Below are 23478 nucleotides of genomic sequence, written 5' to 3'. Positions count from 1 at the left end.
GAGGCCCCGGTCCGTCGCCTTCGAGCGGCGGGCCGGGGCTTTTCGCTGGTCGGGGCCCTGTCGGTGTCCCGGCCGGGCTCGGCCGGAATCGGCGCGGCGGTCTTGGCAGGGTAGATGGAATGTGACATATTACTGTCGTGCTGAAGACCGAGAGACCTCCCCTGGATGTCGTCGTGGTCGGCGCCGGAGTGGTCGGTGCCGCCTGCGCCTACTACGCCGCCCGCGCCGGGCTCGCCGTCGCCGTCGTGGACCGCGGGCCGGTGGCCGGCGGCACCACCGGCGCGGGCGAGGGCAACCTGCTGGTCTCCGACAAGGAGCCCGGGCCCGAACTCGACCTCGCCCTGCTCAGCACCCGGCTGTGGCGCGAACTCGCCGAGGACCTCGGCGCGGCCGTCGAGTACGAGCCCAAGGGCGGCGTGGTGGTCGCCTCCACCGCCGCCGGGCAGGAGGCGCTGCGCGCCTTCGCCGCAGGGCAGCGCACCGCCGGGGTCATCGCCGAGGAGGTCCCCGGCGACCGGCTGCGGGAGCTGGAGCCGCACCTCGCCCCCGGCCTGGCCGGCGGCTTCCACTACCCGCAGGACGCCCAGGTCCAGCCCGCCCTCGCCGCCGCCCACCTGCTGCGCGAGGCCCGCCGGATGGGCGCCGAGCTGATCACCGGGGAAGCCGTCACGGAGATCGAGCGGGGACCCGACGGCGCCGTGCGCGGCGTCCGGACCGAGCGGCGCCGACTGGCCGTGCCCGCCGTGGTGAACGCGGCCGGCACCTGGGGCGGCGAGCTGGCCGCCCTGGCCGGAGTGCACCTGCCGGTGCTGCCCCGGCGCGGCTTCGTCCTGGTCACCGAGCCGCTGCCGCGGGTGGTCCGGCACAAGGTCTACGCCGCCGACTACGTGGCCAACGTGGCCAGCGGCTCGGCCGGCCTGGAGACCTCCGCCGTGATCGAGGGCACCCCGGGCGGGCCGGTGCTGATCGGCGCCAGCCGGGAGCGGGTCGGCTTCGACCGCACCCTCTCCCAGGAGGTGCTGCGCCGCCTCGCCGGACAGGCCGCCGCGCTCTTCCCGGTGCTCGCGGACGTCACCGTGATGCGCGCCTACCGGGGCTTCCGCCCGTACCTCCCGGACCACCTGCCGGCCATCGGCGCGGACCCCCGGGTGGCCGGGCTGTACCACGCCTGCGGGCACGAGGGGGCCGGCATCGGGCTGGCCCCGGCGACCGGACTGCTGATCAGCGAACAGCTCACCGGCAAGCAGCCGGAACTCGACCTGACGCCGTTCCGGGCGGACCGGTTCCCGGCCGCCTGAGCTTCCGTTCCCGTACATGAGATTCCGTCCTGGATTGGAGACGCCGCCGATGCGCCGCCGCACCCCCGCCGGGCTGGTCGAGGCCGAGCCCGGGCCCGCCCACCACATCGAGTTCGACGGGCGGCCCGTCCCCGCGCTGCCCGGGCAGTCGATCGCCGCCGCGCTCTGGGCGGACGGCGTGCTCGCCTGGCGCACCACCCGGGTCGGCGGGAAGCCGCGCGGGGCGTTCTGCGGCATCGGCGCCTGCTTCGACTGCCTGGCCACCGTGGACGGCCGACCCAACCAGCGCACCTGCTTGCTCCCCGCCGAGCCCGGCACCACCGTCACCACCCAGGAGGGCCACGGCCGTGCCGACCTCGCCGTCTGACCCCTTCCGGTACGACCTCGCGGTGATCGGGGCCGGCCCGGCCGGACTCGCCGCCGCCGTCACCGCCGCCGACCTCGGGCTGCGCTGCGTCCTGCTGGACGGCGGCACGAGCACCGGCGGCCAGTACTACCGCCACCCGGCGCCCGGCCTCGGCGCGGCCCGGCCGGACCGGCTGCACCACCACTGGTCCACCTACCGCGGCCTGGCCGACCGGCTCGCCGCCCACGAACGGGCCGGGCGGGCCGCCTTCCGGGGCGGACACCAGGTCTGGGCGCTGGAGAGCGTCGAGGACGGCTTCGCGGCGCACGTCACCCGCGGGCCGGAGAGCACCGACCGGGCCACCGTCCGGACCCGGTCGGTGCTGCTCGCCACCGGGGCCTACGAGCGGCAGCTGCCGTTCCCGGGCTGGACCCTGCCCGGGGTGGTCACCGCGGGCGGCGCGCAGGCCATGCTCAAGGCCGGCCTGGTGCTGCCCGGGAAGCGGATCGTGGTCGCCGGGAGCGGACCGCTGCTGCTCGCCGCGGCGTCCTCGCTGGTCACCGCCGGGGCCGAGGTGCCCGCCGTGGTCGAGGCCACCGCCTACCTCGGGTACGCGCGGCGCCCGGGCGTCCTGGCGGGCGTCCCCGGCAAGCTCGTGGAGGGCGCCGGCCACGGGCGCGCGCTGCTGCGGCACGGCGTACGGCTGCGCCCGCGCAGCGCCGTGGTCGAGGCGCACGGCACCGACCGGGTCACCGGCGTCACGGTGGCCAGGCTGGACGCCGACTGGCGGCCGGTGCCCGGCACCGAGCGGCGGATCGACTGCGACGCGCTCGCCGTCGGCCACGGCCTGCTGCCGCAGATCGACCTGGCCACCGAACTGGGCGCCCGCACCCGCACCGGGCCGGACGGCGCGGTCGCGCTGGACGTCGACGCCCGGCTGCGCACCAGCGTGCCCGGCCTCTGGTCGGCGGGGGAGACCAACGGCGTCGGCGGCGCCGACCTCGCGATCGCCGAGGGCGAGCTGGCCGCGCACGCGGTGGCCGGGGCGCTGCCCGGGCCCGCGCTGCTGCGCCGCCGGACCCGGCTGCGGGCCTTCGCCGACCTGATGGCGGCGGCCCACCGGCCGGGGCCCGGCTGGACCGGCTGGCTGCGCCCGGACACCGACGTCTGCCGGTGCGAGGAAGTGCCGGTCGCGGCGATCCGGGAGGCCGTGGACGAGCTGGGCGCGGGCGATCCGCGCACCGTGAAGCTGCTCACCCGGGCCGGGATGGGCTGGTGCCAGGGACGGATGTGCGGTCCGGCCGTGGCCTGCCTGGCCGGCCAGGGTGAGCCGGGACCGGACCGGCGGCCGCTGGGCTGCCCGGTGCCGCTGTCCCAGCTGGCGGCGGGGCCCTCTACGGGGTCGTAGCGGGCCCGTCGTCGAACGGACGGGCCGGGGACCTTGTCTCCGGCCCGTCCGCACTTATAAAATGTCACACCTCACCAAGGAGTTCATCGTGTCCATCACCCAGCACGACACCACCCGTCCCTGGCGCGGCATCATGGTCGCCACCACGATCCCGCTGCGCCCGGACCACTCCGTCGACTACGACGCCTACGCCGCGCACGTCCGCTGGCTGATCGACTCCGGCTGTGAGGGCGTCGTCCCCAACGGCTCGCTGGGCGAGTACCAGACGCTCACCGCCGAGGAGCGCGCCCGGGTCGTCGAGGTGGCGGTCGAGGCGGCCGGCGACGGCTCCCGGGTCATGCCCGGCGTGGCCGCCTACGGCAGCGCCGAGTCCCGCCGCTGGGCCGAGCAGGCCGCCGAGGCCAGCGCCGGCTCCGTCCTGCTGCTGCCGCCGAACGCCTTCCGGGCCGACCACGCCTCGGTGCGCGCGCACTACGCCGAGGTCGCCAAGGCCGGCCTGCCGATCGTGGCGTACAACAACCCGATCGACACCAAGGTCGACCTCGTCCCGCCGCTGCTCGCCCAGCTGCACGCCGAGGGCTCCATCGTCGCGGTCAAGGAGTTCAGCGGCGACGTCCGCCGGGCGTACGAGATCGCCGAGCTCGCCCCTGGCCTCGACCTGCTGATCGGCGCCGACGACGTGCTGCTGGAGCTGGCGCTGGCCGGCGCGGTCGGCTGGATCGCCGGCTACCCGAACGCGCTCCCGGCGGCCTCGGTGGCGCTCTACGACGCCGCCGTCAAGCACGACCTGGAGACGGCGCTGCCGCTGTACAAGTCGCTGCACTCGCTGCTGCGCTGGGACTCCAAGACCGAGTTCGTCCAGGCCATCAAGCTGTCCATGGACATCGCCGGGCGCCCCGGCGGCCCGGTCCGGGCCCCGCGCCAGGAGCTCCCCGGGGACATCGAGGCGGCCGTCCGCGCGGCCACCGAGAAGGCGCTGGCCGACGGCCTCGTCTGAGATCCTTCCCCGGTCCGGACTCTCCGGGCGCTCCGGACCTCCGGACGCTCAGGACTTCCGGATGCCCAGGACCTCCCGGCCGGCTGCGGCGGCAGCCGGCCAGGTCCGCCCCCCATCAGGCACCAGATTCCGTAGGGAGTTGTGACCCATGCGCAGCCGTCACGTGTTCCACGCCGTCGACTCGCACACCGAGGGCATGCCGACCCGGGTGATCACCGGCGGCTTCGGTGTCATCCCCGGCGCCACCATGGCCGAGCGCCGGGTGCACTTCCAGCAGCACCTGGACCACTTCCGCACCCTGCTGATGTACGAGCCCCGCGGCCACGCGGCGATGAGCGGCGCCGTCCTCCAGCCGCCGACCCGCCCGGACGCCGACTTCGGCGTGCTCTACATCGAGGTCTCCGGCCTGCTGCCGATGTGCGGCCACGGCACCATCGGGGTCGCCACCGTGCTCGTCGAGACCGGGATGGTGCCGGTGGTCGAGCCGGTCACCACCGTGCGGCTGGACACCCCGGCCGGCCTGGTGGTCGCCGAGGTGCACGTCGAGGACGGCGCAGCCAAGGCGGTGACCATCCGCAACGTGCCCTCCTACACGGAGGCGCTGGACCGCAAGATCGAGGTGCCCGGCTACGGCGCGGTGACCTACGACCTCGCGTACGGCGGCAACTTCTACGCCGTCCTGCCGCTCGCCGAGTTCGGGCTGCCCTTCGAGCGCGAGCGCAAGCGGGACATCCTGGACGCCGGCCTCGCCCTGATGGACGCCATCAACGCGGGCCCGGACCGGCCCGTGCACCCCGAGGACCCGTCCATCCACAGCTGCCACCACGTCCAGCTGCTCGCCCCCGGCTCCACCGCCGAGCACTCCCGGCACGCGATGGCCATCCACCCCGGCTGGTTCGACCGCTCGCCCTGCGGCACCGGCACCTCGGCACGGATGGCCCAGCTGCACACCCGCGGCGAACTCCCCCTCGGGCGGGACTTCCGCAACGACTCCTTCATCGGCACGACCTTCACCGGTCGGCTGGTCGAGGAGACCGAGGTGGCCGGGCGCCCCGCCGTGGTGCCCACCGTCACCGGGCGGGCCTGGGTCACCGGCACCGCCCAGTACTTCCTCGACCCGAGCGACCCGTTCCCGGCCGGGTTCCTGCTGTAAGCCGCACCTGCTCCGAACTCCCCCTGAAGGGCTGCCAGCTGTGACCATCACCTCGTACAACCCCGCCGACCCGGACGACCTCGTGGCCGTCGTCGAGGAACCCGGCGCCGAGGCCGTGCGGGCCGCCGTCGGGCGGGCCCGGGCGGCGCAGACCGGCTGGCTCGCGGCCGGCGCGGGCGCCCGCTCGGCGGCGCTCGGCCGGATCGCGGACGCGGTCGAGGCGCACGCGGAGGAACTGACCGCGCTGATCGTGCGCGAGGTCGGCAAGCCGCTCGCCGAGGCCCGCGGCGAGGTCGCCCGGACGGCGGCGATCTGGCGCTACTACGCGCAGGCGCCGTACGCCCCGTCCGGAGCCGTGCACGAGACCGCCGCCGGCGCCGGACTGCTGCTCACCCGGCGCCGCCCGCACGGGGTGGCCGGGCTGATCGCGCCGTGGAACTTCCCGCTGGCGATCCCGACCTGGAAGGCCGCGCCGGCGCTGGCGGTGGGCAACACGGTGGTGCTCAAGCCGGCGCCCGAGGCGACCGCGTGCGCGCTGCGGCTGGCCGAACTGGCCCGGGCGGCCGGGGTGTCCGAGGACGTGTTCACCGTGGTCCCCGGCGGGGCGGAGGAAGGCGCGGCGCTGGTCGACGCGGCGGACGTGGTCTCCTTCACCGGCTCGACCGGCGTCGGCCGGGCCGTGGTCCGGGCCGCGACCGAGCGCGGCGTGCCCGTGCAGGCCGAACTCGGCGGGCTCAACGCCGCGCTGGTGCTGCCGGACGCCGACATCGCGACCGCGGCCGCGCACGTCGCGGCGGCCATCGCCGGGTACGCCGGGCAGAAGTGCACCGCCACCTCCCGGGTGATCGCGGTCGGCGCCGCGTACGAGCCGCTGCGCGAAGCCCTGGTGAAGGCGCTGGCGGCCGTCGACGACACGGTGTGCGGCCCGGTGGTCAACTCCGCCGCCCGGGAACGGCTGACCCTCGCCGTCGGCTCGGCCGTCGAAGCCGGGGCCAGCGTGCTCACCGGCGGCGGGGTGCCCGACCGGATCGGCTGGTTCGTCGAACCGACCCTGCTCGCCGACGTGCCGGCCGAACACCCGCTGGCCCGCGAGGAGTTCTTCGGCCCGATCGCGGTGCTGCACGCCGCCGCCGACCTGGACGAGGCGATCGCCCTCGCCAACGACACCCCGCACAGCCTCGCCACCTCGGTGCACACCCGCAGCCTGGACGTGGCGCTGGCCGTCGCCGACCGGCTCGACGCGGGCATGATCCGGGTCAACGCGCCGTCCAGCGGCGTCGACTTCCACCTGCCCTTCGGCGGGGCCAAGGGCGCCGCCCACGGCGACCGCGAACAGGGCCAGGCCGCCCTGGACTTCTACACCGTCGGCCGGACCGTCAGCGTGCTCCCGGGCGGGGGTGCCTGATGTTCGTGCGGACCATCGACTACCACACGGCCGGCGAGCCGTTCCGGATCGTCCTGGACGGCCTCCCGGCCATCCCCGGCGACACCGTCGCCGAGCGGCGGGCCATCGCGCTCGGCGCGGGCGGCAGCGCCACCGCGCCCCGGCCCAGCCCGCTGGACGAGGTCCGGCAGCTGCTCACCCGGGAGCCGCGCGGACACGCCGGGATGTACGGCGGGTTCCTGGTGCCGCCGGACGACGACGAGGCGCACCTGGGCGTCCTGTTCTGGCACAAGGACGGCTACTCGACGGCCTGCGGGCACGGCACCATCGCGCTCGGCGCCTGGGCGGTCGAGTCGGGACTGGTCGCGGCCCCCGAGGACGGCGTGGCACGGGTGCGGATCGACGTGCCCTCCGGCCGGGTCACCGCACTGGTCCACCGGGCCGGCGGGCGCACCACCGGCGTCACCTTCCGCAACGTGCCCACCCGGGTCAGCGCGCTGAAGCTGCCGGTGGAGACCTCGCGTGGCACGGTCGAGGTCGCGGTCGCGCACTCCGGCGCCTGCTACGCCTCGGTGCCGGCGGCGGCCCTCGGGCTCGCCGTCGAACTGGACCAGCTGCCCGAACTCACCGCCGTGGGCCGGGAGATCAGGGCGGCCCTGGCCGGATCGGAGGCCGTGGCGCACCCGACCGACGCCCGGCTGTCCGGCGTGTACGGGGTGATCCTGTACGACGAACTCCCGTCCGAGGACGGGGTACTGAACCAGCGGAACGTCACCGTCTTCGCGGACGGGCAGATCGACCGGTCGCCCTGCGGCTCCGGCACCTCCGCCCGGCTCGCGGTGCTCGCCGCCGAAGGCCGGCTCGCCCCGGGCGAGCCGCTGCGGCACGAGTCGATCATCGGCACGGTGTTCAGCGGCCGGGTGCTCCCGGACGGCGACCCGCCCCCAGCCTGGCGGCCGGGAGGTGCCCCCAGTGTCGGCGTTGTCACCGAGGTCGGCGGCACCGCCCACCGCACCGGCGAGCACGGCTTCGTGCTCGAACCGGGCGACGAACTGGGGACGGGGTTCCTGCTGTGAGTCCGACTGCGAGGCCCGGCGAGGCGGTTGTGCCGCTCCAGTACGCCGTACCGGGCACCGGCGGGGTCGGGCCCGCCGGAGCGGTGGGGGCGATCGAGCGGGTGCTGCTGGACGGGTTCGACCCGGAAGCGGCACCCGCCCGGTCGGCGGTGCCGGTACCCGCCGGCGAACTGCTGATGATGCCCGCCGCCGCCGGGCCGTACGCGGGCGTGAAGATCGCCGGGGTCGCCCCGGCCAACCCCGGACGGGGACTGCCCCGGATCACCGGCAGCTACCTGCTCCTGGACGGGCCCACCCTCCAGCCGCTCGCACTGCTGGACGGCGCCGCGCTCACCGCGCTGCGCACCCCCGCCGTCACGGCGGCCGCGCTGCGCCGGCTGGCCGTGCCGGAGGCCGAGCACCTGGTGCTGTTCGGCTCCGGGCCGCAGGCCTACGGGCACCTGGACGCGCTGCTGGCCGTCCGGCCGCTCACCCGGCTCACCGTGGTCGCCCGCGACACCGGACGGGCCGAGGCACTGGCGGCGTACGGGCAGCGGCTCGGCCTCGCGGCCGCCGTCGGCGGGCCCAAGGCCGTCCGGGACGCCGACCTGGTGGTCTGCTGCACCACGGCGCGCGCGCCGCTGTTCGACGGCGCGCTGGTCCCCGCGCACGCGGCGGTCGCCGCGGTCGGCTCGCACGAGCCGGACGCGCGGGAGGTGGACGAGATGCTGGTCGGGCGCGCCGAACTGTACGTGGAGGCGCGGTCGGTCGCGGCCCGGGAGGCCGGGGACCTGCTGATGGCGGGCGTCGCCGGGCGGCAGGTGTGGAACCTGGCCGAACTGGTGCGCGGGGACGCGCTGCTGCCGGAAGGGCGGCCGCGGTTCTTCAAGAGCGTCGGGATGGCCTGGGAGGACCTGGCGGTCGCGGCGGAGGTGTACCGGGCGGGCGGCCCGCGCTAGCGGCGGCCTGCTGTGGCGGCGGCCGCCCTGGCGCCGGTCGTCGCGGGGCCGGCCGCCCTGGCGTCAGTCGCCGTAGAGGCAGAGCCAGCTCCCCGGGGTCGCGGCGCAGTGGGCGAGCAGGTTCCGCAGGTCGCGGACGGCCGCCCGCTGCGCCTCCGTGGTGCAGCGGGAGAGCAGGGCGGTGGCCTCCTCGAAGGTGGCGCCCGCGTCCTGCTCGTTGAGCAGCGTGTCCCCGTAGGGGTCGATCCGGCGGAGCCGGTGGTCGGACGGCCCGGCGTGCGCGGCCAGGGCCTCGGCCAGGTCGCCGCCGTGGCCGGTCGACAGGTGCAGCAGGGCGGGGCCGGTGCGGCGGCCGTTGTTCGGGCGGCCGTCGTACAGGGCGATCTCGATCGACACGTGCGTTACTCCTGGCGCTGGTCGGGAGTTGTGAGGCTGGAGTCGGCCCGGTGGGAAGGGATCCCCCACCGGGCCGGCTTCGCTGCGTCCCGGATCGTGTGCGGTCGGCCGTTGTCACCGCCGACCCGGTACTGCCACCATGAACGTCCGCGGGGCTGACGGATCATGTGAATCACGGACAGTTGTGCACGCAACGTAACGTGACATTGTACGCTGGGGTTCAGCACCCACCCGGAGGAAACACCATGGCCGACCTCAAACCCCGCACCCTGATCTCCGTCCAGGAGCGGCTTCGCGACCAGGTCGCCCACGCGCTCCGGGCGGCCCTGATCTCCGGCGAGCTGCGCCCCGGCGTCGTCTACTCGGCACCCGCCCTCGCCGCCGACTTCGGCGTCTCCGCGACCCCGGTCCGCGAGGCCATGCTCGACCTCGCGCGCGAGGGCCTCGTCGAGGCCGTCCGCAACAAGGGCTTCCGGGTCACCGAGCTCACCGAGCGCGACCTCGACGACTACACCGAGATCCGCGCCCTCATCGAGGTCCCGACCGTCGGCCTGGTCACCCGCACCGCGACCAAGGAGCAGCTGGAACGGCTGCGCCCGCAGGCCGAGGCGATCGTCGCCGCCGCCCGCAAGCACGACCTGATCGGCTACCTGGAGGCCGACCGGCAGTTCCACCTGGACCTGCTCGGCCTGGCCGGCAACGCGCGGCTGGTCGACGTCGTCGGCGACCTGCGCAAGCGCTCGCGCCTCTACGGGCTCAACCGGCTCGACGAGCGCGGCGAGCTGGTGTCGTCGGCGGAGGAGCACCTGGAGCTGCTGGACCTGATGCTCGCCGGCGACGCGGCGGAGGCGGAGGCCTGCATGACGCGCCACCTCAGCCACGTCCGCTCGCTGTGGGCCGGCCAGGAGGACGCGGCCGAACCGGAGCGCCCGGCGCTGCGACTGCGGGCCCGCTGAGGCCAAACCGCCCGTTCGGGTGAAAACCGGGGCTCGGGCGTCGGAAGGCGCTCGCGCTCTACGATGATGTTCTCGACATCGGCAGCAGGAGGAAATCCATGTCCGCCGCAGCAGTGGAAGAGCCCATGGAGCAGCTGACGCTGCTCGAAGCCGCCGAGCTGATCTCCAACCAGCTCGTCGGCTACCGGGTCGAGATCATCGGGAGCGAGATCACTGTGACGCCGCCGCCGAACATCCAGCACGGTCGGTCGCTGACCAGGCTCATGCGCCTGCTGTTCGCCGCCGGTCTCGACGATGACGACGCGGAGGTCTTCCAGAACCTGGGAATCTGGCTGCCGGGCGGGCCGTCCGACTTCGCCGTTCCCGACCTGGCGATCGTCGACGCACACAGCGATGACAGGCAGGTCGAGTACAACTGCTATGACCCGGCGATCTTTCGCCTGGTACTGGAGGTCACCTCCTCCAATTTCGGCGACGATCTGAAGAAGAAGCCCGCCGCCTACGCCTCGGCCGGAGTGCCCGTCTACGTCATCGTGGACCGGACGAACCAGCGGGTCATGGTGCTCACCGAGCCGCAGGACGGCGAGTACCGCGTGCACGCCGTCCACCACCCGGGGCAGTCGTTCGCCCTGCCGGAGTCGATCGGGGCGTCGGTGACCCTCGCGGTGGACGACGTGCTCATCGCCAAGAAGTAGCTCAGGCCGCCGCGGGCACCGTCAGCCGGCCGTCGTGGACCTCGGCGACCTGGTCGACGGCCGTCAGGTGGGTGCGGTCGTGGGTGACCAGGACCGTGGCCGTCGCCCGGCGGTGGGTGAGTTCCGTGATCAGGTCCAGGACGGCGGCGCCGCGTTCGTGGTCGAGGGCGCTGGTCGGCTCGTCGACCAGCAGGACGGTGGGGTCGTTCATCAGGGCCCGGGCGATGTTGATCCGCTGGCGCTGGCCGCCGGAGAGCTGGTGCGGCCGGCGCCCGGCCTGGTCGCGCAGGCCGACGGCGTCCAGCAGCTCCAGCGCGCGGGGGAGTGCCTCGCGCGGGGAGCGGCCGTCCAGGTGGGCCATCACCTGGAGCTGCTCGGCGGCGGTGAGCGACGGCAGCAGGTTGGCCTGCTGGAAGACGATGCCGATCCTGGTGCGGCGCAGCGCGGTGAGGTCGGCCCGGCTGAGGCCCGCGGTGTCGGTGCCGTCGACGACGACCTGCCCGGAGTCCGGGCTGATCAGGGTGGCGGCCACCGCCAGCAGGCTGGACTTGCCGGAGCCGGACGGGCCGACGACGGCGGTGATCGAGCCCTTGGGGACGGTCAGCGAGACGTCGTCCAGGGCGGTGAGCCGGCCGTCGCCGTCCGGGTAGGTGAGGGTGATGCGGTCGAGGCTGAGACTCATCGGGCGCTCCCCAGGGCGGTCAGCGGGTCGACGGAGGTGATCCGGCGGATGGACAGGGCCGCGCCGATCGCGCCGAGGGCGATCATGACGACGGCGGGCAGCAGGACGGTCGGGGCGTCCAGGACGAACGGGACGGCGGAGCCGATCAGCGCGCCGAAGCCGGAGGCGATCGCGGTGCCGACGGCCGTACCGAGCAGCAGGAGCAGGACGGCCTGGCCGAGCGCGTCGCGCAGCAGGTAGCGGGTGGAGGCGCCGAGGGCCTTGAGGACGGCGATGTCGCCGCTGCGCTGGATCGTCCAGACGGTGAAGAACGCGCCGATGACCAGCGCCGAGATGGCGAACAGGAAGCCGCGCATCAGCTGGAGGGAGCCGTTCTCCGAGGTGTAGGAGCCGATCGCGGCGAGGGCGTCGTCGCGGGTGCGGCTCTCCGTGCCGTGGCGGGCGTCGGCGGCGGTGAGGTCGGCGTCCTTCGTGGTGGTGAGCGCGATGACGGTGGCGTGGCCGGTGCCGCCGGGGGCGAACTGCTGCCAGTCGGTGAGGCTGGTCCAGATCACCGGGGTGTGGCTGTACGCGGCGTCGCCGTCGACGGCGGCGACCCGCAGCGGGTGGCCGGCCAGGGTGAATTCGGCGCCGGGGGCGAGGCCGCCCAGGTTCTCGGCGGCGGTCTTGGACAGCACCGCCTGGCCGGGGGCGATCCGGCCGCCCTGCGGGGCCAGCCCGGAGCCGTCCGGGACGCCGAAGGCCGAGAGCGCGGAGGTGCGCTGCCCGGCGGCGGCCTTGGTGGTGGTGATGCCGAGCGGCTGGGCGGAGGTGACGCCGGGCTCGCGGGCCCAGGCCTGCCACTGCTCGGGGGTGACCTGGGAGTCGGTGAAGGACAGCTTCTGCCCGTCGGCGGGCTTGGAGAACACCAGGTGATCGGCGGGCAGGCCGGTGATCGCGGAGATGTTCTGGCGGCCGAGGCCGGCGGTCAGACCGGACAGCAGGCCGACCAGTACGGTGATCAGGACGATGACGGTTCCCATCAGGGCGAACCGCCCCTTGGCGAACCACAGGTCCCTCCAGGCGACGAACACGTTTGGCCTTCCTCTGGTCAGCTGTTTTCCGACGTTTCCACCGTCCCGGATCAGGGGGCCCGGAGGCATCGAGCCGGGGATTGCATCCTGGGCATCAAAGGGGAGAAGCGGAGTTCAACCTTTTGATTGATGCCGGGCGGGCAGAGCGGAACTTAGGCTGGAGGGATGGCGACCGAACGATCCAGAACCACCCCCGTCGCCCGCGTCCTCCAGGTCTGCCTGCACCTGCTCGTTGCGGGGCTGCTCGCGCTCGCCGTCGCCCGTGCCGCCTTCGCCGACCGCGGCGGCGATCCCGCGGCCGTCGCCGCGGCGGCCACCGCGATGGGCGCCGCCTACGCCGTCGGGCCGCGGCTGGCCGCCGTCCGGCGATCGCACCGGGCGGCCGCGCTCTGGCTGACGCTGCTCGGTGTCACCTGGGCGGGCGTCCTGATCGCCACCCAGGACGGGGTGTGGCTGGCGTTCCCGCTGTACTTCCTGGAACTGCACCTGCTCGGGCGGCGCTCCGGGCCGGTGGCCGTCGGGCTGACCGCCGTCGCCGCGATCGTCGCCTGGTCCTGGCACCAGCACAGCTTCAGCTTCGCCGCCTCGATCGGGCCGGCGCTCGGCGCGGCCGTCGCCACCGCCACCGTGCTCGGCTACCAGGCGCTGTACCGGGAGAGCGAGGAGCGGCGCCGGCTGATCGACGAGCTCACCGCCGCCCGAGCCGACCTCGCCGCCGCCCACCACACGGCCGGGGTGCTCGCCGAGCGGGAGCGCCTGGCCCGCGAGATCCACGACACCCTCGCACAGAGCCTCAGCTCCATCCAGCTGCTGCTGCGGGCCGCCCAGCGGGCCCTGCCCGAGCGCACCGAGACCGCCGCCGGGTACGTCGAGCAGGCGCGGCAGGCCGCCCAGGACAACCTGGACGAGGCCCGGCGGTTCGTCCGCGCGCTCACCCCGGCCGCGTTGGACGGCGACTCGCTGGCGGTCGCGCTGGAGCGGCTGTGCGCCACGACGACCGCGCAGAGCGGCCTGCCGGTGAAGCTGCACCTGTCCGGCGACCCGGTCCGGCTGCCGGTGGCCCAGGAGGTCGCGCTGCTGCGGATCGCGCAGTCGGCGCTCGGCAACGCCGTCCGGCACGCGAAGTCCTCGCGGGCCGAGGTGACACTCAGCTACATGGAGGGTGAGGTGGCGCTGGACGTGGTCGACGACGGGGCCGGGTTCGACCCGGCGGTGGTCGCGGGCCGGACCGGCGGGGACGGCGGCTTCGGGCTGCCCTCGATGCGGGCCCGGGCGCGGGCGCTCGGCGGGACCTTCACGGTGGAGTCGGCGCCGGGGGAGGGGACGGCGGTGGCGGTGCAGCTGCCCATCGGGCCGGGGACTCCGGGCTCTCCGGGGGCCCATGAGGCTCATGGGGCTCCGGGTGCTCCGGCCGCACCGGGAACGGGGGCGGCGTCGTGATCCGGCTGCTGATCGCCGACGACCACCCCGTGGTGCGGGCCGGGCTGCGGGCCGTCCTGGAGAGCGAACCGGACTTCGCGATCGTCGCGGAGGCGGCGACCGCCGAGCGGGCCGTCGAACTCGCGGCCGAGGCGGACGTCGACGTGGTGCTGATGGACCTGCAGTTCGGGCCCGGCGCGGCGATGAACGGCGCGCAGGCCACGGCGGCGATCACCGCCCGGCCGGGCGCGCCCCGGGTCCTGGTCGTCACCACCTACGACACCGACGCCGACACGCTGCCCGCCCTGGAGGCGGGCGCGACCGGGTACCTGCTGAAGGACGCGCCGCCCGAGGAACTGGCCCAGGCCGTCCGGGCGGCCGCGGCCGGACGCTCCGCGCTGGCGTCCAGCGTCGCCGACCGGCTGCTCGAACGGATGCGGACCCCGGCGGCGGCCCTCAGCGCCCGGGAGACCGAGGTGCTCGGCCTGGTCGCCGACGGGCTCACCAACCAGCGGATCAGCCAGCGGCTGCACCTCAGCCAGGCCACCGTGAAGTCCCATCTGGTGCACATCTACACCAAGTTGGGGGTCGACTCGCGCACGGCGGCGGTACGGGAGGCGCGCGGGCGGGGGCTGATCCGCCGAGCGTAGGGTGGGTGGGGTCCGAACCTTCCGGTGGAGTGGAGGAACCCCGATGGCCGTCCGATTCACGGAGTTCGCCGAGTTCGTGGAGTCGGCGGCGTTCGCCGTACCGGTGATCGCCGCGCCGATGGCGGGCGGGGCCTCGACCCCGGACCTGGTCACCGCGGTGAACCGGGCCGGCGGCCTCGGCTTCCTCGCGGCGGGGTACCGGAGCGCCGAGGCGATGGCCGAACAGATCACGCGGGTGCGCGAGTCGGGCGACCGCCCGTACGGCGTGAACCTCTTCGTCCCGGCCCCGCCCGGCGACCCGGCGGCCGTCGCCGCCTACCGGGAACGGCTGCGGCCCGAGGCCGAGCAATGGGGGGTCGCGCTGCCGGAGCAGATCGGGCCGGACCGCGACGACTGGGACGCCAAGCTCGCCGTGCTGCTCGCCGACCCGGTGCCGGTGGTCTCCTACACCTTCGGACTGCCCACGGCGGCGGAGGCGGCCGCCGTCCGGGCGGCCGGGACGCTCCAGGTCGGCACCGTCACCACCCCCGAGGAGGCGCGGGCGGCCGAGGCGGTCGGGATGGACGCGCTCTGCGTGCAGGGTCCGGAGGCCGGCGGGCACCGGGGCACTCACCGGGTCGCCGACCCGCCCGGCGAGCTGCCGCTGCTGCGACTGCTGCCCGCCGTACGGGCGGTGACGTCCCTGCCGCTGATCGCCGCGGGCGGGCTCGGCGACGGCCCGGCGGTCGCGGCGGCCCTGCGGGCCGGGGCGGTCGCGGTACAGCTGGGGACGGCCCTGCTGCGGGCCGACGAGTCCGGAGCCTCGCCCGCCCACCGGGCCGCGCTCACCGACCTCCCGGAGACCGCCGTCACCCGCGCCTTCACCGGGCGCTCCGCCCGTGGCCTGCGCAACGCCTTCATCGACCGCCACGGCCCGTACGCCCCGCCCGCCTACCCCGAGGTCCACCACCTCACCGCCCCCCTGCGGGCCGCCGCCACCCGCCGAGGGGACACCACGGCGATGCACCTGTGGGCGGGTACCGCCCACCGCCTGGCCCGCACGGGCCCGGCGGAGCGGATCGTCACCGACCTGTGGCGCGCGGCCCAGGAGTAGTGCGCCCGGCGCGCACCGGAAGCCGAGTGCCATCCCCCGCAGGAGTGGATTGAACGGGCGGTCGAGTGATGTCCACAAGTGAGTGCTTAACGTGGCGCTCATGGTGAAGTGGACCGGTGGAGCAGGCCGATGAAGGGGCGTAGTTGGACCGAGGTGCGAGCCGAGGTCGTGAAACGGTTTCCCGAGCTGGTGACGCCGGAGGCGGAAGAGAGGCGGGGGCAGGTCCGCCAGGAGATGCTTGCTCAGATCCGTGGGCATGAGCTTGCCGAGCTGCGGCGCAAGGCAGGACTCACGCAGAAGCACGTGGCCGAGTTGCTCGGGGTGAGCCAGGCGCGGGTGTCGCAGATCGAGCACGGGCAGGTGGACAGCCTGGACAACCTCCGGGCCTACGCCGCCGCGATCGGCGGGGAGGTCGAGGTCACGGTTCGGCAGGGCGAGCGGACGATCAAGGTGGCCTGACCGTCCGCCTTCCGTGCGGCTTCGGTGCCGTTCAGCTCAGCAGGGTCGCCATCCAGGCCTCGATGTCCGGGGCCGTCCTGGGGAGGGCGGCGGACATCAGGCGGGCGCCGTCCGGGGTGATGACCAGGTCGTCCTCGATGCGGATGCCGAGGCCGCGGAGTTCGAGCGGGAGGGTCTCGTCGTCGGGCTGGAGGTAGAGGCCGGGTTCGACGGTGAGGACCATGCCCTCCTCCAGGACGCCGTCCAGGTAGCGGTCGGCGCGGGACTTGGCGCAGTCGTGGTAGTCGAGGCCGAGCATGTGGCCGCTGCCGCAGAGGGTGTAGCGGCGGTACAGGCCGTTGTCCTCGGCGAGGGCCTGTTCGGCGGGGACGCGCAGGACGCCCCAGTCGGCGAGGCCTTCGGCGATGACCTTCATCGCCGCGCGGTGGAAGTCGCGGAAGCGGGCGCCGGGGCGCAGGGCGGCGATGCCGGCGCTCTGGGCGGCGAGGACCAGGTCGTAGGCCTGGCGCTGGACGGGGGTGAAGGTGCCGCCGAGCGGCAGGGTGCGGGTGATGTCGGCGGCGTAGAGGGTGTCGGTCTCGACGCCGGCGTCCAGGAGGAGCAGGGCGTTCGGGTCGAGGGCGCCGTCGTTGCGGATCCAGTGCAGGACGCAGGCGTGGGCGCCGGAGGCGGCGATGGTGGTGTAGGCGGTGCCGTTGCCCTCGGCGCGGGCGCGCAGGTCGAAGACGCCCTCGATCCAGCGTTCGCCGCGGTGGTGGCGCAGGGCGGTGGGCAGGGCGCGGACGACGTCCTCGAAGCCGGTGACGGTGTGGTCGACGGCGAGTTGCAGCTGGCCGACCTCCCACTGGTCCTTGACCAGGCGCAATTCGGACAGGACGGCGGCGAGTTCGCCGTTCTGGTGGGAGGCCGTGCGCCGCCTGGTGGCGTCGTCGACCTGGGCGTCGGCGCCGGTCAGCACCCGGGTGGGCGGCTGGGGCCCGGAGAGCAGTCCGGCCAGGCGGTCGAGGTGTTCGGTGCGGATGCCGGTGAGCCGGGCGGCTTCGGCGAGGTCGGGGCGGGAGCCGACCCAGAACTCGCCGTAGCGGCGGTCGCGGTAGAACTCGCCGCCGTCGCGGGGGGAGCGGGGGCGCAGGTAGAGGACCGGTTCGTGGCCTTCGGGGCCGGCCGGTTCGAGGACGAGGACGTGGTCGGCCTGGTCCTCGCCGGTGAGTCCGGTGAGCCAGACGTAGGCGCTGTGCGGGCGGAAGCGGTGGTCCAGGTCGTTGCAGCGGACCTTGAGCCGGCCGGCCGGGACGATCAGCCGTTCGCCGGGGAAGGCGGCGGAGAGGCGGGCGCGGCGGCCGGCGAAACGGTCGTAGCCGGGGACGCGCAGGTCCTCGGGAAGGGGGGTGTCGGCCCAGCGGGTGCCCATGAAGGCGGCGAGGGCGGGGGTGACCGGGAGGTCGTGGCTCCCGGTGTCGAGGCCGGTCGGGGTGAGGGTCACCGGTGAACTCCTTGGCGGGGCTGGGGAGATGTGCGGCACGGACACAGCTCGGTAACGGGTGGCGTCACCTCTTGTGCAGTGCAATTTCACATTACTATGTTACGGGTCACACAGCGGAGCGGCCTGATCAGGCCCCCCACAGCGGAGTTGCACATGACCAGGCGCACCCATGCCGCCCTCGCGGCGGCCCTCGCGGCGACCCTCACCCTCGGCCTCGGGGCCTGCAAGAACGACAAGAGCGACGGCGGCAGCGACGCGGCCCCCTCGAACACCCAGGGCCCGGGCGCGGCGGCCGGCTCGGTCGTCGGCGGTACCCCCGTCAAGGGCGGCACCCTCACCGTCCTGACCAACCAGGACTTCGCCCACCTCGACCCGGCCCGCAACTGGGTGGTGCCGCACATGGACTTCGGGACCAGGCTGCTCTACCGCACCCTGACGACCTTCAAGTCCGAGCCGGGCGCGGCCGGCAGCGAGATCGTCCCGGACCTGGCCACCGACCTGGGCAGGTCCTCCGAGGGCGGCAAGGTGTGGACCTTCACCCTCAAGGACGGCCTCAAGTACGAGGACGGCAGCCCGATCAAGGCCGCCGACATCAAGTACAACGTCGAGCGGTCCTTCTCCCCGGACCTCACCGGCGGCCCCGACTACGCGATCCAGTACCTGGCCGGCGGCGAGAGCTACAAGGGCCCGCTGAACGGCGAGCACCTGGCGAGCATCGAGACGCCGGACGACAAGACGATCGTCTTCCACCTGAAGCGCCCGGTCGCCGAGTTCTCCGACACCGTCACCCTGCCGACCTTCTCCCCGGTGCCGCAGTCCCAGGAGAAGGGCACCCAGTACGACTCCCGGCCGTTCTCCTCCGGCCCGTACAAGATCGAGAGCTACGACCGCGGCAAGCAGCTGGTGCTGGTCCGCAACACCGGCTGGGACCAGGGCACCGACACCGTCCGCAAGGCGTACCCGGACCGGATCGTGGTCACCCAGGGCATCAAGGGCGGCCAGGCCGACGACCGGATCATCGCCAGCGACGGCGCCGACGCCAACGCCATCAACATGCCCTGGATGCAGCACGAGACCGTCGCCAAGGTGCTGCCCAAGGCGGACGTCAAGTCCCGCATGGTCGCCGAGCAGACCGGCTGCACCGACATGCTGTACCTGAACACCGCCAAGGCCCCCTTCGACGACCCGAAGGTGCGCGAGGCCGTCATGTGGGCGGTGGACCGCGAGGCGCAGGTCACCGCGTTCGGCGGCCCGGCGGTGACCGACGTGGCGACCTCCTTCCTGCCCCCGTCGCTGACCGGCGGGGTCAAGTCCGACCCGCTGAAGATCCCGGTGGCCGGCGACCCGGAGAAGGCCAAGGCGATGCTCAAGGACGCCGGCAAGTCCGACCTCAAGGTCGCGCTCACCGTCTCCCTGGGCGACAAGACCCGCGCCGAGGCGATCCAGCAGTCGCTGGCCAAGGCCGGGATCCAGGTCACCGTCAACACCACCGACCCGTCCGCCTTCGCCGACACCATCGGGGACATCAAGAACGCCCCCGAGCTGACCATCAACGGCTGGTGTCCCGACTACCCCTCCGGCGCGACCTTCCTGCCGTTCCTGTTCGACGGCCGCACCATCAAGGACAAGGGCAACCAGGGCAACTACAGCCAGTTCAAGGACCAGGCCACGATGGACCGGATGGACCAGATCGCGGCCATGACGGACGTCAACGAGGCCAACAAGGCCTGGCAGCAGCTGGACCAGGACCTGATGAAGAAGGCCCCGGCCGTCCCGCTGATGTGGCAGCGCCGCCCCCTGCTGGTGGGCACCAACGTGGCCGGCGCGTTCGGCAACTCCGGCTTCGCGGGCATGATCGACCTCGCCGTGGTCGGCCTCAAGGACCCCGCCAAGGGCAAGGGCTGAGGGGCCGGCACCGATGAGTAGCACCACTCCACCAGGAGTCGCAGAGCCCGCCGCCGCAGCCGGTGCCACGGCGGCGGGTGCCGCGAAGTCCGCCGGGCGCGGCCCGTGGCGGCTGGTCTGGGACCAGCTGTGGGCCAAGGGCTCGGCCCGCTTCGGGCTGATCACCGTCGGCGTGCTGATCCTGGCCGCCGTCCTCGCCGACCCGCTGAGCTCGCTCGGCGGCTGGACCCCCGAGGAGTTCGACAAGCGCGCCATCGACCCGTACCTGGGCGGCCTGCCCAGGGGCGACTTCGGCGGTATCAGCGCCCGGCACTGGCTGGGCGTCGAGCCGATCACCGGTCGCGACCTGTTCGCCCGGGTGCTGCACGGCGGCCAGGTCTCCCTGCTGATCGCCTTCACCGCGACCGCCGTCGTCGTCATCGCGGGCACCCTGGCCGGCATCGCGGCCGGCTACTTCGGCGGCCGCACCGACGCGCTGCTGTCCCGGCTGATGGACCTCACGATGTCCTTCCCGTCGCTGATCTTCATGATCGCGATGATGTCGGTGGCCAAGGACGTCAACCGGATCCTGCTGATCACCATGGTGATCGGCCTGTTCACCTGGCCCGGCATCGCCCGCGTGGTCCGCGGCCAGACCCTGTCGCTCAAACACCGCGAGTACGTCGAGGCCGCCAAGGTCGGCGGTGCCCGTTCCTGGCGCATCCTCACCCGGGAGATCCTGCCGAACGTCTCCGGCCCGATCATCGCCTACACCACCCTGCTCATCCCCGGCATGATCGCCACCGAGGCCGCGCTCAGCTACCTCGGCGTGGGCGTCCGCCCGCCGACCGCGTCCTGGGGCCAGATGATCGCCGAAAGCATCGTGCACTACGAGACCGACCCGACCTACTTCCTGATCCCCACCGCCTTCCTGTTCCTCGCCGTGCTCGCCTTCACCCTGCTCGGGGACACGCTGCGCGACATCCTCGACCCCCGGGGAGGCCGGTCGTGATCCTCTACCTCGGCCGCCGACTGCTCGGCGTGGCGGGCATCCTGCTCGCCATCTGCGCCATCACCTTCACCATCTTCTACCTGCTGCCCAACGACCCGGCCGCGGCCGCCTGCGGCAAGACGTGCAGCCCCGAGCGGCTCGCCGACGTCCAGGCCGCGATGGGCCTGGACAAGCCGATCTGGGACCAGTTCCTCGCCTACCTCGGCGGCATCTTCGCCGGCCGCGACTACGGCTCCGGGCCGAGCGCCGTGCACTGCGGCTTCCCGTGCCTCGGCTACTCCTACGAGTACGGGCTGCCGGTCTGGGACCTGCTGACCGACCGTCTGCCGGTGTCCGTCTCGCTGGCCCTCGGCGCGGCCGTGCTCTGGCTGATCCTCGGCCTCGGCGCGGGCGTCAGCTCGGCGCTGCGCAAGGGCAGGCCGATCGACAAGGCGCTGATGGTGCTCTCGGTGGGCACCGCCTCGCTGCCGGTCTACTTCACCTCGATCATGCTGATCTGGGGCGTCGTCAGGACGGCCGGACTGCTGCCCTACCCGGCCTACCACCAGTTCACCGAGAATCCCGTCGCGTGGGCCTCCAACCTGCTGCTGCCGTGGATCGCCCTGGCCCTGCTGTACGCGGCCATGTACGCCCGGCAGAGCCGCAACTCGATGATCGAGGCGATGGCCGAGCCCTACATCCGCACCGCGCGGGCCAAGGGACTGCCCGCGCGGACGGTCACCGTCAAGCACGGGCTGCGCTCCGCGATGACACCGATCCTGACCATCTTCGGCATGGACCTCGGCGGCCTGCTGGCCGGCGCCGTCATCACCGAGTCGATCTTCGGCCTGCCCGGCGTCGGCCGGCTGTTCTACGACGGCCTCGGCCGCTCCGACCAGCCCGTCATCCTCGGCGTCACCCTGCTCGCGGCCTTCTTCATCGTCGTGGCGAACCTGCTGGTCGACCTGCTCTACGCGTTCGTCGACCCGAGAGTGAGGTACTGATGGCCAGCCTTCTGGAGGTCGATGACCTCAAGGTCGCCTTCGACACCCCGCGCGGCACCGTCCGGGCCGTGGACGGCATCTCCTTCACCGTCGAGTCCGGGCGCACGCTCGGGCTGGTCGGCGAGTCCGGCAGCGGCAAGTCCGTCACCTCGCTCGCCGTCATGGGCCTGCACCACGGCGCCGCCGTCACCGGCTCGATCCGGCTGCACGGGCAGGAGCTCAACGGGCTCGGGGAGAAGGAACTGGGCACCGTGCGGGGCCGGCGGATCGCGATGATCTTCCAGGACCCGCTGTCCAGCCTGCACCCCTTCTACACCGTCGGCGAGCAGATCGCCGAGCACTACCGGGTGCACTTCAAGGCCAACCGCAAGGCCGGCCGGGCCCGCGCGATCGAGATGCTGGCCGAGGTCGGCATCCCGGAGCCGGCCCGCCGGGTCGACGAGTACCCGCACCAGTTCTCCGGCGGCATGCGCCAGCGCGTCATGATCGCGATGGCACTCGCCTGCGAGCCGGAACTGCTGATCGCCGACGAGCCCACCACGGCCCTCGACGTCACCGTCCAGGCACAGATCCTCGACCTGATCGCCCGGATCCAGCAGGAGCGCGGCCTCGGCGTCGTGATGATCACCCACGACCTCGGCGTGGTCGCCCGGGTGGCCCACGACGTGCTGGTCATGTACGGCGGCCGGGCCGCCGAACAGGCCCCGGTCGAGGGGCTGTTCGCCCGGCCCGCGCACCCGTACACCCGTGGCCTGCTGGACTCGCTGCCGCGCCTGGACGACACCGACGACGCCCCGCTGCGGGCCATCCCCGGCAGCCCGCCGTCGCTGATCGCCCCCGCCCCCGGCTGCTCCTTCGCCCCGCGCTGCGCCCGCACCACCGCCGCGTCCGCCGAGGAACACGCCCGCTGCCTGGCCGAACGCCCCGTGCTCGGCCCGCTCGCCCCCGGCCACCAGGCCGCCTGCCACCTGCCGCTGGTGCCGGAAGGGGTGCTGTGATGACCGAACCGCTGACCGAACCGCTGCTGTCCGTCAGGGACTTGGTGAAGACCTTCCCTGGCCGGCGCAGCCGCACCGGCCGGCCCGGAGCGCCGATCCGGGCCGTGGACGGGGTCAGCTTCGACGTCGGCGCGGGGGAGACGCTCGGCCTGGTCGGCGAGTCCGGCTGCGGAAAGTCCACCACCGGCCGGATGATCGTCCGGCTGCTCGACCCGACCTCGGGCACCGTCACCTTCGACGGCACCGAGATCGGCGGGCTCTCCCAGGCCCGGCTGCGCCCGCACCGGCGGGACCTCCAGATGGTCTTCCAGGACCCGTACTCCTCGCTCAACCCCCGGCAGACGGTGTCCCGGATCATCTCCGAGCCGCTGCTCGTCCAGGGGGAGAGCGCGACGGCCGCGCGCAAGCGGGCCGCCGAGCTGATGGAACTGGTCGGGCTGATCCCCGAGCACCTGGACCGCTACCCGCACGAGTTCTCCGGCGGCCAGGCGCAGCGCATCGGCATCGCCCGCTCGCTGGCCACCTCGCCGCGGCTGGTGATCGCCGACGAGCCGGTCTCCGCCCTGGACGTGTCCATCCAGGCCCAGGTGGTCAACCTGATGGAGCGGCTCCAGCAGGAGCTCGGACTGGCGTACGTGTTCATCGCGCACGACCTGTCGGTGGTCAAGCGGGTCTGCGACCGGGTCGCGGTGATGTACCTGGGCCGGATCGTGGAGATCGGCGACAAGGCCGACGTCTACGGCAGCCCCGCGCACCCGTACACCAGGGCGCTGCTGTCCGCGGTGCCGCTGCCGGACCCGGCGGCGGAGCGGGCCCGGGAGCGGATCGTGCTGCTCGGCGACCCGCCGAGCCCGGCCGACCCGCCGCCCGGGTGCAGCTTCCACCCGCGCTGCCCGAAGGCGCAGGACCTGTGCCGGACGGAGCGGCCGCTGCTGCAGATCGCCGGGCCGGGCACCCGGCAGGCGGCCTGCCACTTCCCGGAGGTGTGATCCGGGGCCTCCCGGAGGCGGTCCGGGACTGCCCGGAGGTGTGATCCGGGCATCTGATACCCCCGGTCGGACGTGGCGGGGAACCTTGCGAGGGCCGCGTCCGACC

The 23478-nt window shown here is 74.0% G+C and carries 23 protein-coding genes; 19 read left to right on the top strand and 4 right to left on the bottom strand.

Annotation, left to right across the window (positions count from 1 at the left end; genetic code table 11):
• The first annotated feature begins 137 nt into the window (after positions 1-137).
• From ACFQ6N_RS09750 to ACFQ6N_RS09715, 8 genes are all read left to right on the top strand, one after another.
• Positions 138-1298, top strand: a complete 1161-nt coding sequence (locus ACFQ6N_RS09750) for an NAD(P)/FAD-dependent oxidoreductase (RefSeq protein WP_380648129.1) — start codon at positions 138-140, stop codon at positions 1296-1298.
• A 16-nt stretch (positions 1299-1314) separates the two neighbouring features.
• Positions 1315-1665 (top strand): (2Fe-2S)-binding protein, encoded by a 351-nt coding sequence (locus ACFQ6N_RS09745; RefSeq protein WP_380648127.1) that lies wholly within the window; start codon positions 1315-1317, stop codon positions 1663-1665.
• A complete protein-coding gene (locus tag ACFQ6N_RS09740; RefSeq protein ID WP_380648125.1) occupies positions 1646-3052 on the top strand; it encodes an NAD(P)/FAD-dependent oxidoreductase in 1407 nt (468 codons plus the stop codon). Before ACFQ6N_RS09745 ends, ACFQ6N_RS09740 begins: the two co-directional genes overlap by 20 nt.
• A gap of 133 nt (positions 3053-3185) precedes the next feature.
• On the top strand, positions 3186-4049 hold the full coding sequence (locus ACFQ6N_RS09735; protein WP_380648234.1) for a dihydrodipicolinate synthase family protein: 864 nt from the start codon (positions 3186-3188) through the stop codon (positions 4047-4049).
• A gap of 148 nt (positions 4050-4197) precedes the next feature.
• The gene (locus tag ACFQ6N_RS09730) at positions 4198-5202 is read left to right on the top strand and encodes a proline racemase family protein (RefSeq protein WP_380648123.1); all 1005 of its coding nucleotides are present in this window, start codon (positions 4198-4200) and stop codon (positions 5200-5202) included.
• Positions 5203-5233: 31 nt separating this feature from the next.
• Positions 5234-6607 carry an aldehyde dehydrogenase family protein gene (locus tag ACFQ6N_RS09725; RefSeq protein WP_380648233.1) on the top strand — a complete coding sequence of 458 codons (1374 nt, stop codon included), beginning with the start codon at positions 5234-5236 and terminating at the stop codon, positions 6605-6607.
• Entirely contained in the window at positions 6607-7662 is a 1056-nt protein-coding gene (locus ACFQ6N_RS09720; protein WP_380648121.1) for a proline racemase family protein, read from the top strand. The genes ACFQ6N_RS09725 and ACFQ6N_RS09720 overlap by 1 nt, the downstream gene beginning before the upstream one ends.
• Positions 7659-8600, top strand: a complete 942-nt coding sequence (locus ACFQ6N_RS09715) for an ornithine cyclodeaminase family protein (protein WP_380648119.1) — start codon at positions 7659-7661, stop codon at positions 8598-8600. The genes ACFQ6N_RS09720 and ACFQ6N_RS09715 overlap by 4 nt, the downstream gene beginning before the upstream one ends.
• A gap of 63 nt (positions 8601-8663) precedes the next feature.
• On the opposite strand, the gene ACFQ6N_RS09710 is transcribed toward ACFQ6N_RS09715, so the two are convergent.
• Positions 8664-8996 carry a hypothetical protein gene (locus tag ACFQ6N_RS09710; RefSeq protein WP_380648117.1) on the bottom strand — a complete coding sequence of 111 codons (333 nt, stop codon included), beginning with the start codon at positions 8994-8996 and terminating at the stop codon, positions 8664-8666.
• Between the two features lie 245 nt (positions 8997-9241).
• On the opposite strand from ACFQ6N_RS09710, the gene ACFQ6N_RS09705 reads away from it, so the two are divergent.
• Positions 9242-9952, top strand: a complete 711-nt coding sequence (locus ACFQ6N_RS09705) for a GntR family transcriptional regulator (RefSeq protein ID WP_380648115.1) — start codon at positions 9242-9244, stop codon at positions 9950-9952.
• Between the two features lie 98 nt (positions 9953-10050).
• Entirely contained in the window at positions 10051-10647 is a 597-nt protein-coding gene (locus ACFQ6N_RS09700; protein ID WP_380648113.1) for a Uma2 family endonuclease, read from the top strand.
• A gap of 1 nt (position 10648) precedes the next feature.
• Here ACFQ6N_RS09700 and ACFQ6N_RS09695 read toward each other — a convergent pair whose 3' ends face one another.
• Both ACFQ6N_RS09695 and ACFQ6N_RS09690 read right to left on the bottom strand, forming a co-directional pair.
• On the bottom strand, positions 10649-11329 hold the full coding sequence (locus ACFQ6N_RS09695) for an ABC transporter ATP-binding protein (protein ID WP_380648111.1): 681 nt from the start codon (positions 11327-11329) through the stop codon (positions 10649-10651).
• Positions 11326-12402: an ABC transporter permease gene (locus ACFQ6N_RS09690; RefSeq protein WP_380648109.1), complete on the bottom strand. Its 1077-nt coding sequence runs from the start codon at positions 12400-12402 to the stop codon at positions 11326-11328. Before ACFQ6N_RS09690 ends, ACFQ6N_RS09695 begins: the two co-directional genes overlap by 4 nt.
• 165 nt (positions 12403-12567) lie before the next feature.
• Here ACFQ6N_RS09690 and ACFQ6N_RS09685 point away from each other — a divergent pair, with 165 nt between their 5' ends.
• The 4 genes from ACFQ6N_RS09685 (at position 12568) to ACFQ6N_RS09670 (ending at position 16023) form a co-directional block, all read left to right on the top strand.
• A complete protein-coding gene (locus ACFQ6N_RS09685) occupies positions 12568-13842 on the top strand; it encodes a sensor histidine kinase (protein ID WP_380648108.1) in 1275 nt (424 codons plus the stop codon).
• A complete protein-coding gene (locus tag ACFQ6N_RS09680; RefSeq protein ID WP_380648107.1) occupies positions 13839-14471 on the top strand; it encodes a response regulator in 633 nt (210 codons plus the stop codon). Before ACFQ6N_RS09685 ends, ACFQ6N_RS09680 begins: the two co-directional genes overlap by 4 nt.
• Before the next feature lie 43 nt (positions 14472-14514).
• Entirely contained in the window at positions 14515-15564 is a 1050-nt protein-coding gene (locus ACFQ6N_RS09675; RefSeq protein WP_380648106.1) for a nitronate monooxygenase, read from the top strand.
• A 129-nt stretch (positions 15565-15693) separates the two neighbouring features.
• The gene (locus ACFQ6N_RS09670; RefSeq protein WP_380648104.1) at positions 15694-16023 is read left to right on the top strand and encodes an XRE family transcriptional regulator; all 330 of its coding nucleotides are present in this window, start codon (positions 15694-15696) and stop codon (positions 16021-16023) included.
• Between the two features lie 31 nt (positions 16024-16054).
• Here ACFQ6N_RS09670 and ACFQ6N_RS09665 read toward each other — a convergent pair whose 3' ends face one another.
• Positions 16055-17506, bottom strand: coding sequence for an aminopeptidase P family protein (locus tag ACFQ6N_RS09665; RefSeq protein WP_380648103.1), 1452 nt, complete (start codon positions 17504-17506; stop codon positions 16055-16057).
• A gap of 153 nt (positions 17507-17659) precedes the next feature.
• Between ACFQ6N_RS09665 and ACFQ6N_RS09660 the strand changes: the two genes are divergently transcribed.
• Genes ACFQ6N_RS09660 through ACFQ6N_RS09640 form a run of 5 tightly spaced genes read left to right on the top strand, consistent with a single transcriptional unit; the run spans position 17660 to position 23372 of the window.
• Positions 17660-19411, top strand: coding sequence for an ABC transporter substrate-binding protein (locus ACFQ6N_RS09660; RefSeq protein ID WP_380648102.1), 1752 nt, complete (start codon positions 17660-17662; stop codon positions 19409-19411).
• Positions 19412-19424: 13 nt separating this feature from the next.
• Entirely contained in the window at positions 19425-20402 is a 978-nt protein-coding gene (locus ACFQ6N_RS09655) for an ABC transporter permease (protein WP_380648101.1), read from the top strand.
• Entirely contained in the window at positions 20399-21385 is a 987-nt protein-coding gene (locus ACFQ6N_RS09650) for an ABC transporter permease (protein WP_380648100.1), read from the top strand. Before ACFQ6N_RS09655 ends, ACFQ6N_RS09650 begins: the two co-directional genes overlap by 4 nt.
• Positions 21385-22383, top strand: a complete 999-nt coding sequence (locus ACFQ6N_RS09645; RefSeq protein ID WP_380648098.1) for an ABC transporter ATP-binding protein — start codon at positions 21385-21387, stop codon at positions 22381-22383. The genes ACFQ6N_RS09650 and ACFQ6N_RS09645 overlap by 1 nt, the downstream gene beginning before the upstream one ends.
• Complete coding sequence (locus ACFQ6N_RS09640) at positions 22383-23372, top strand: ABC transporter ATP-binding protein (protein ID WP_380648097.1); 990 nt, start codon at positions 22383-22385, stop codon at positions 23370-23372. The genes ACFQ6N_RS09645 and ACFQ6N_RS09640 overlap by 1 nt, the downstream gene beginning before the upstream one ends.
• Positions 23373-23478 lie beyond the last annotated feature (106 nt).

This window comes from Kitasatospora sp. NPDC056446 (assembly GCF_042796115.1).
In the GTDB taxonomy this organism is placed as follows: Bacteria; Actinomycetota; Actinomycetes; order Streptomycetales; family Streptomycetaceae; genus Kitasatospora.
The sequence above is the reverse complement of the archived record's forward strand: the minus strand, read 5'-3'. Positions and strand labels throughout refer to the sequence as shown.

Coding starts and splice junctions, on each gene's coding strand:
- ACFQ6N_RS09685 (WP_380648108.1), top strand. CDS start 12,568: ATGGCGACCGAACGATCCAGAACCACCCCCGTCGCCCGCGTCCTCCAG.
- ACFQ6N_RS09655 (WP_380648101.1), top strand. CDS start 19,425: ATGAGTAGCACCACTCCACCAGGAGTCGCAGAGCCCGCCGCCGCAGCC.
- ACFQ6N_RS09695 (WP_380648111.1), bottom strand. CDS start 11,329: ATGAGTCTCAGCCTCGACCGCATCACCCTCACCTACCCGGACGGCGAC.
- ACFQ6N_RS09670 (WP_380648104.1), top strand. CDS start 15,694: ATGAAGGGGCGTAGTTGGACCGAGGTGCGAGCCGAGGTCGTGAAACGG.
- ACFQ6N_RS09675 (WP_380648106.1), top strand. CDS start 14,515: ATGGCCGTCCGATTCACGGAGTTCGCCGAGTTCGTGGAGTCGGCGGCG.
- ACFQ6N_RS09700 (WP_380648113.1), top strand. CDS start 10,051: ATGTCCGCCGCAGCAGTGGAAGAGCCCATGGAGCAGCTGACGCTGCTC.
- ACFQ6N_RS09660 (WP_380648102.1), top strand. CDS start 17,660: ATGACCAGGCGCACCCATGCCGCCCTCGCGGCGGCCCTCGCGGCGACC.
- ACFQ6N_RS09705 (WP_380648115.1), top strand. CDS start 9,242: ATGGCCGACCTCAAACCCCGCACCCTGATCTCCGTCCAGGAGCGGCTT.
- ACFQ6N_RS09640 (WP_380648097.1), top strand. CDS start 22,383: ATGACCGAACCGCTGACCGAACCGCTGCTGTCCGTCAGGGACTTGGTG.
- ACFQ6N_RS09735 (WP_380648234.1), top strand. CDS start 3,186: ATGGTCGCCACCACGATCCCGCTGCGCCCGGACCACTCCGTCGACTAC.
- ACFQ6N_RS09645 (WP_380648098.1), top strand. CDS start 21,385: ATGGCCAGCCTTCTGGAGGTCGATGACCTCAAGGTCGCCTTCGACACC.
- ACFQ6N_RS09745 (WP_380648127.1), top strand. CDS start 1,315: ATGAGATTCCGTCCTGGATTGGAGACGCCGCCGATGCGCCGCCGCACC.
- ACFQ6N_RS09730 (WP_380648123.1), top strand. CDS start 4,198: ATGCGCAGCCGTCACGTGTTCCACGCCGTCGACTCGCACACCGAGGGC.
- ACFQ6N_RS09720 (WP_380648121.1), top strand. CDS start 6,607: ATGTTCGTGCGGACCATCGACTACCACACGGCCGGCGAGCCGTTCCGG.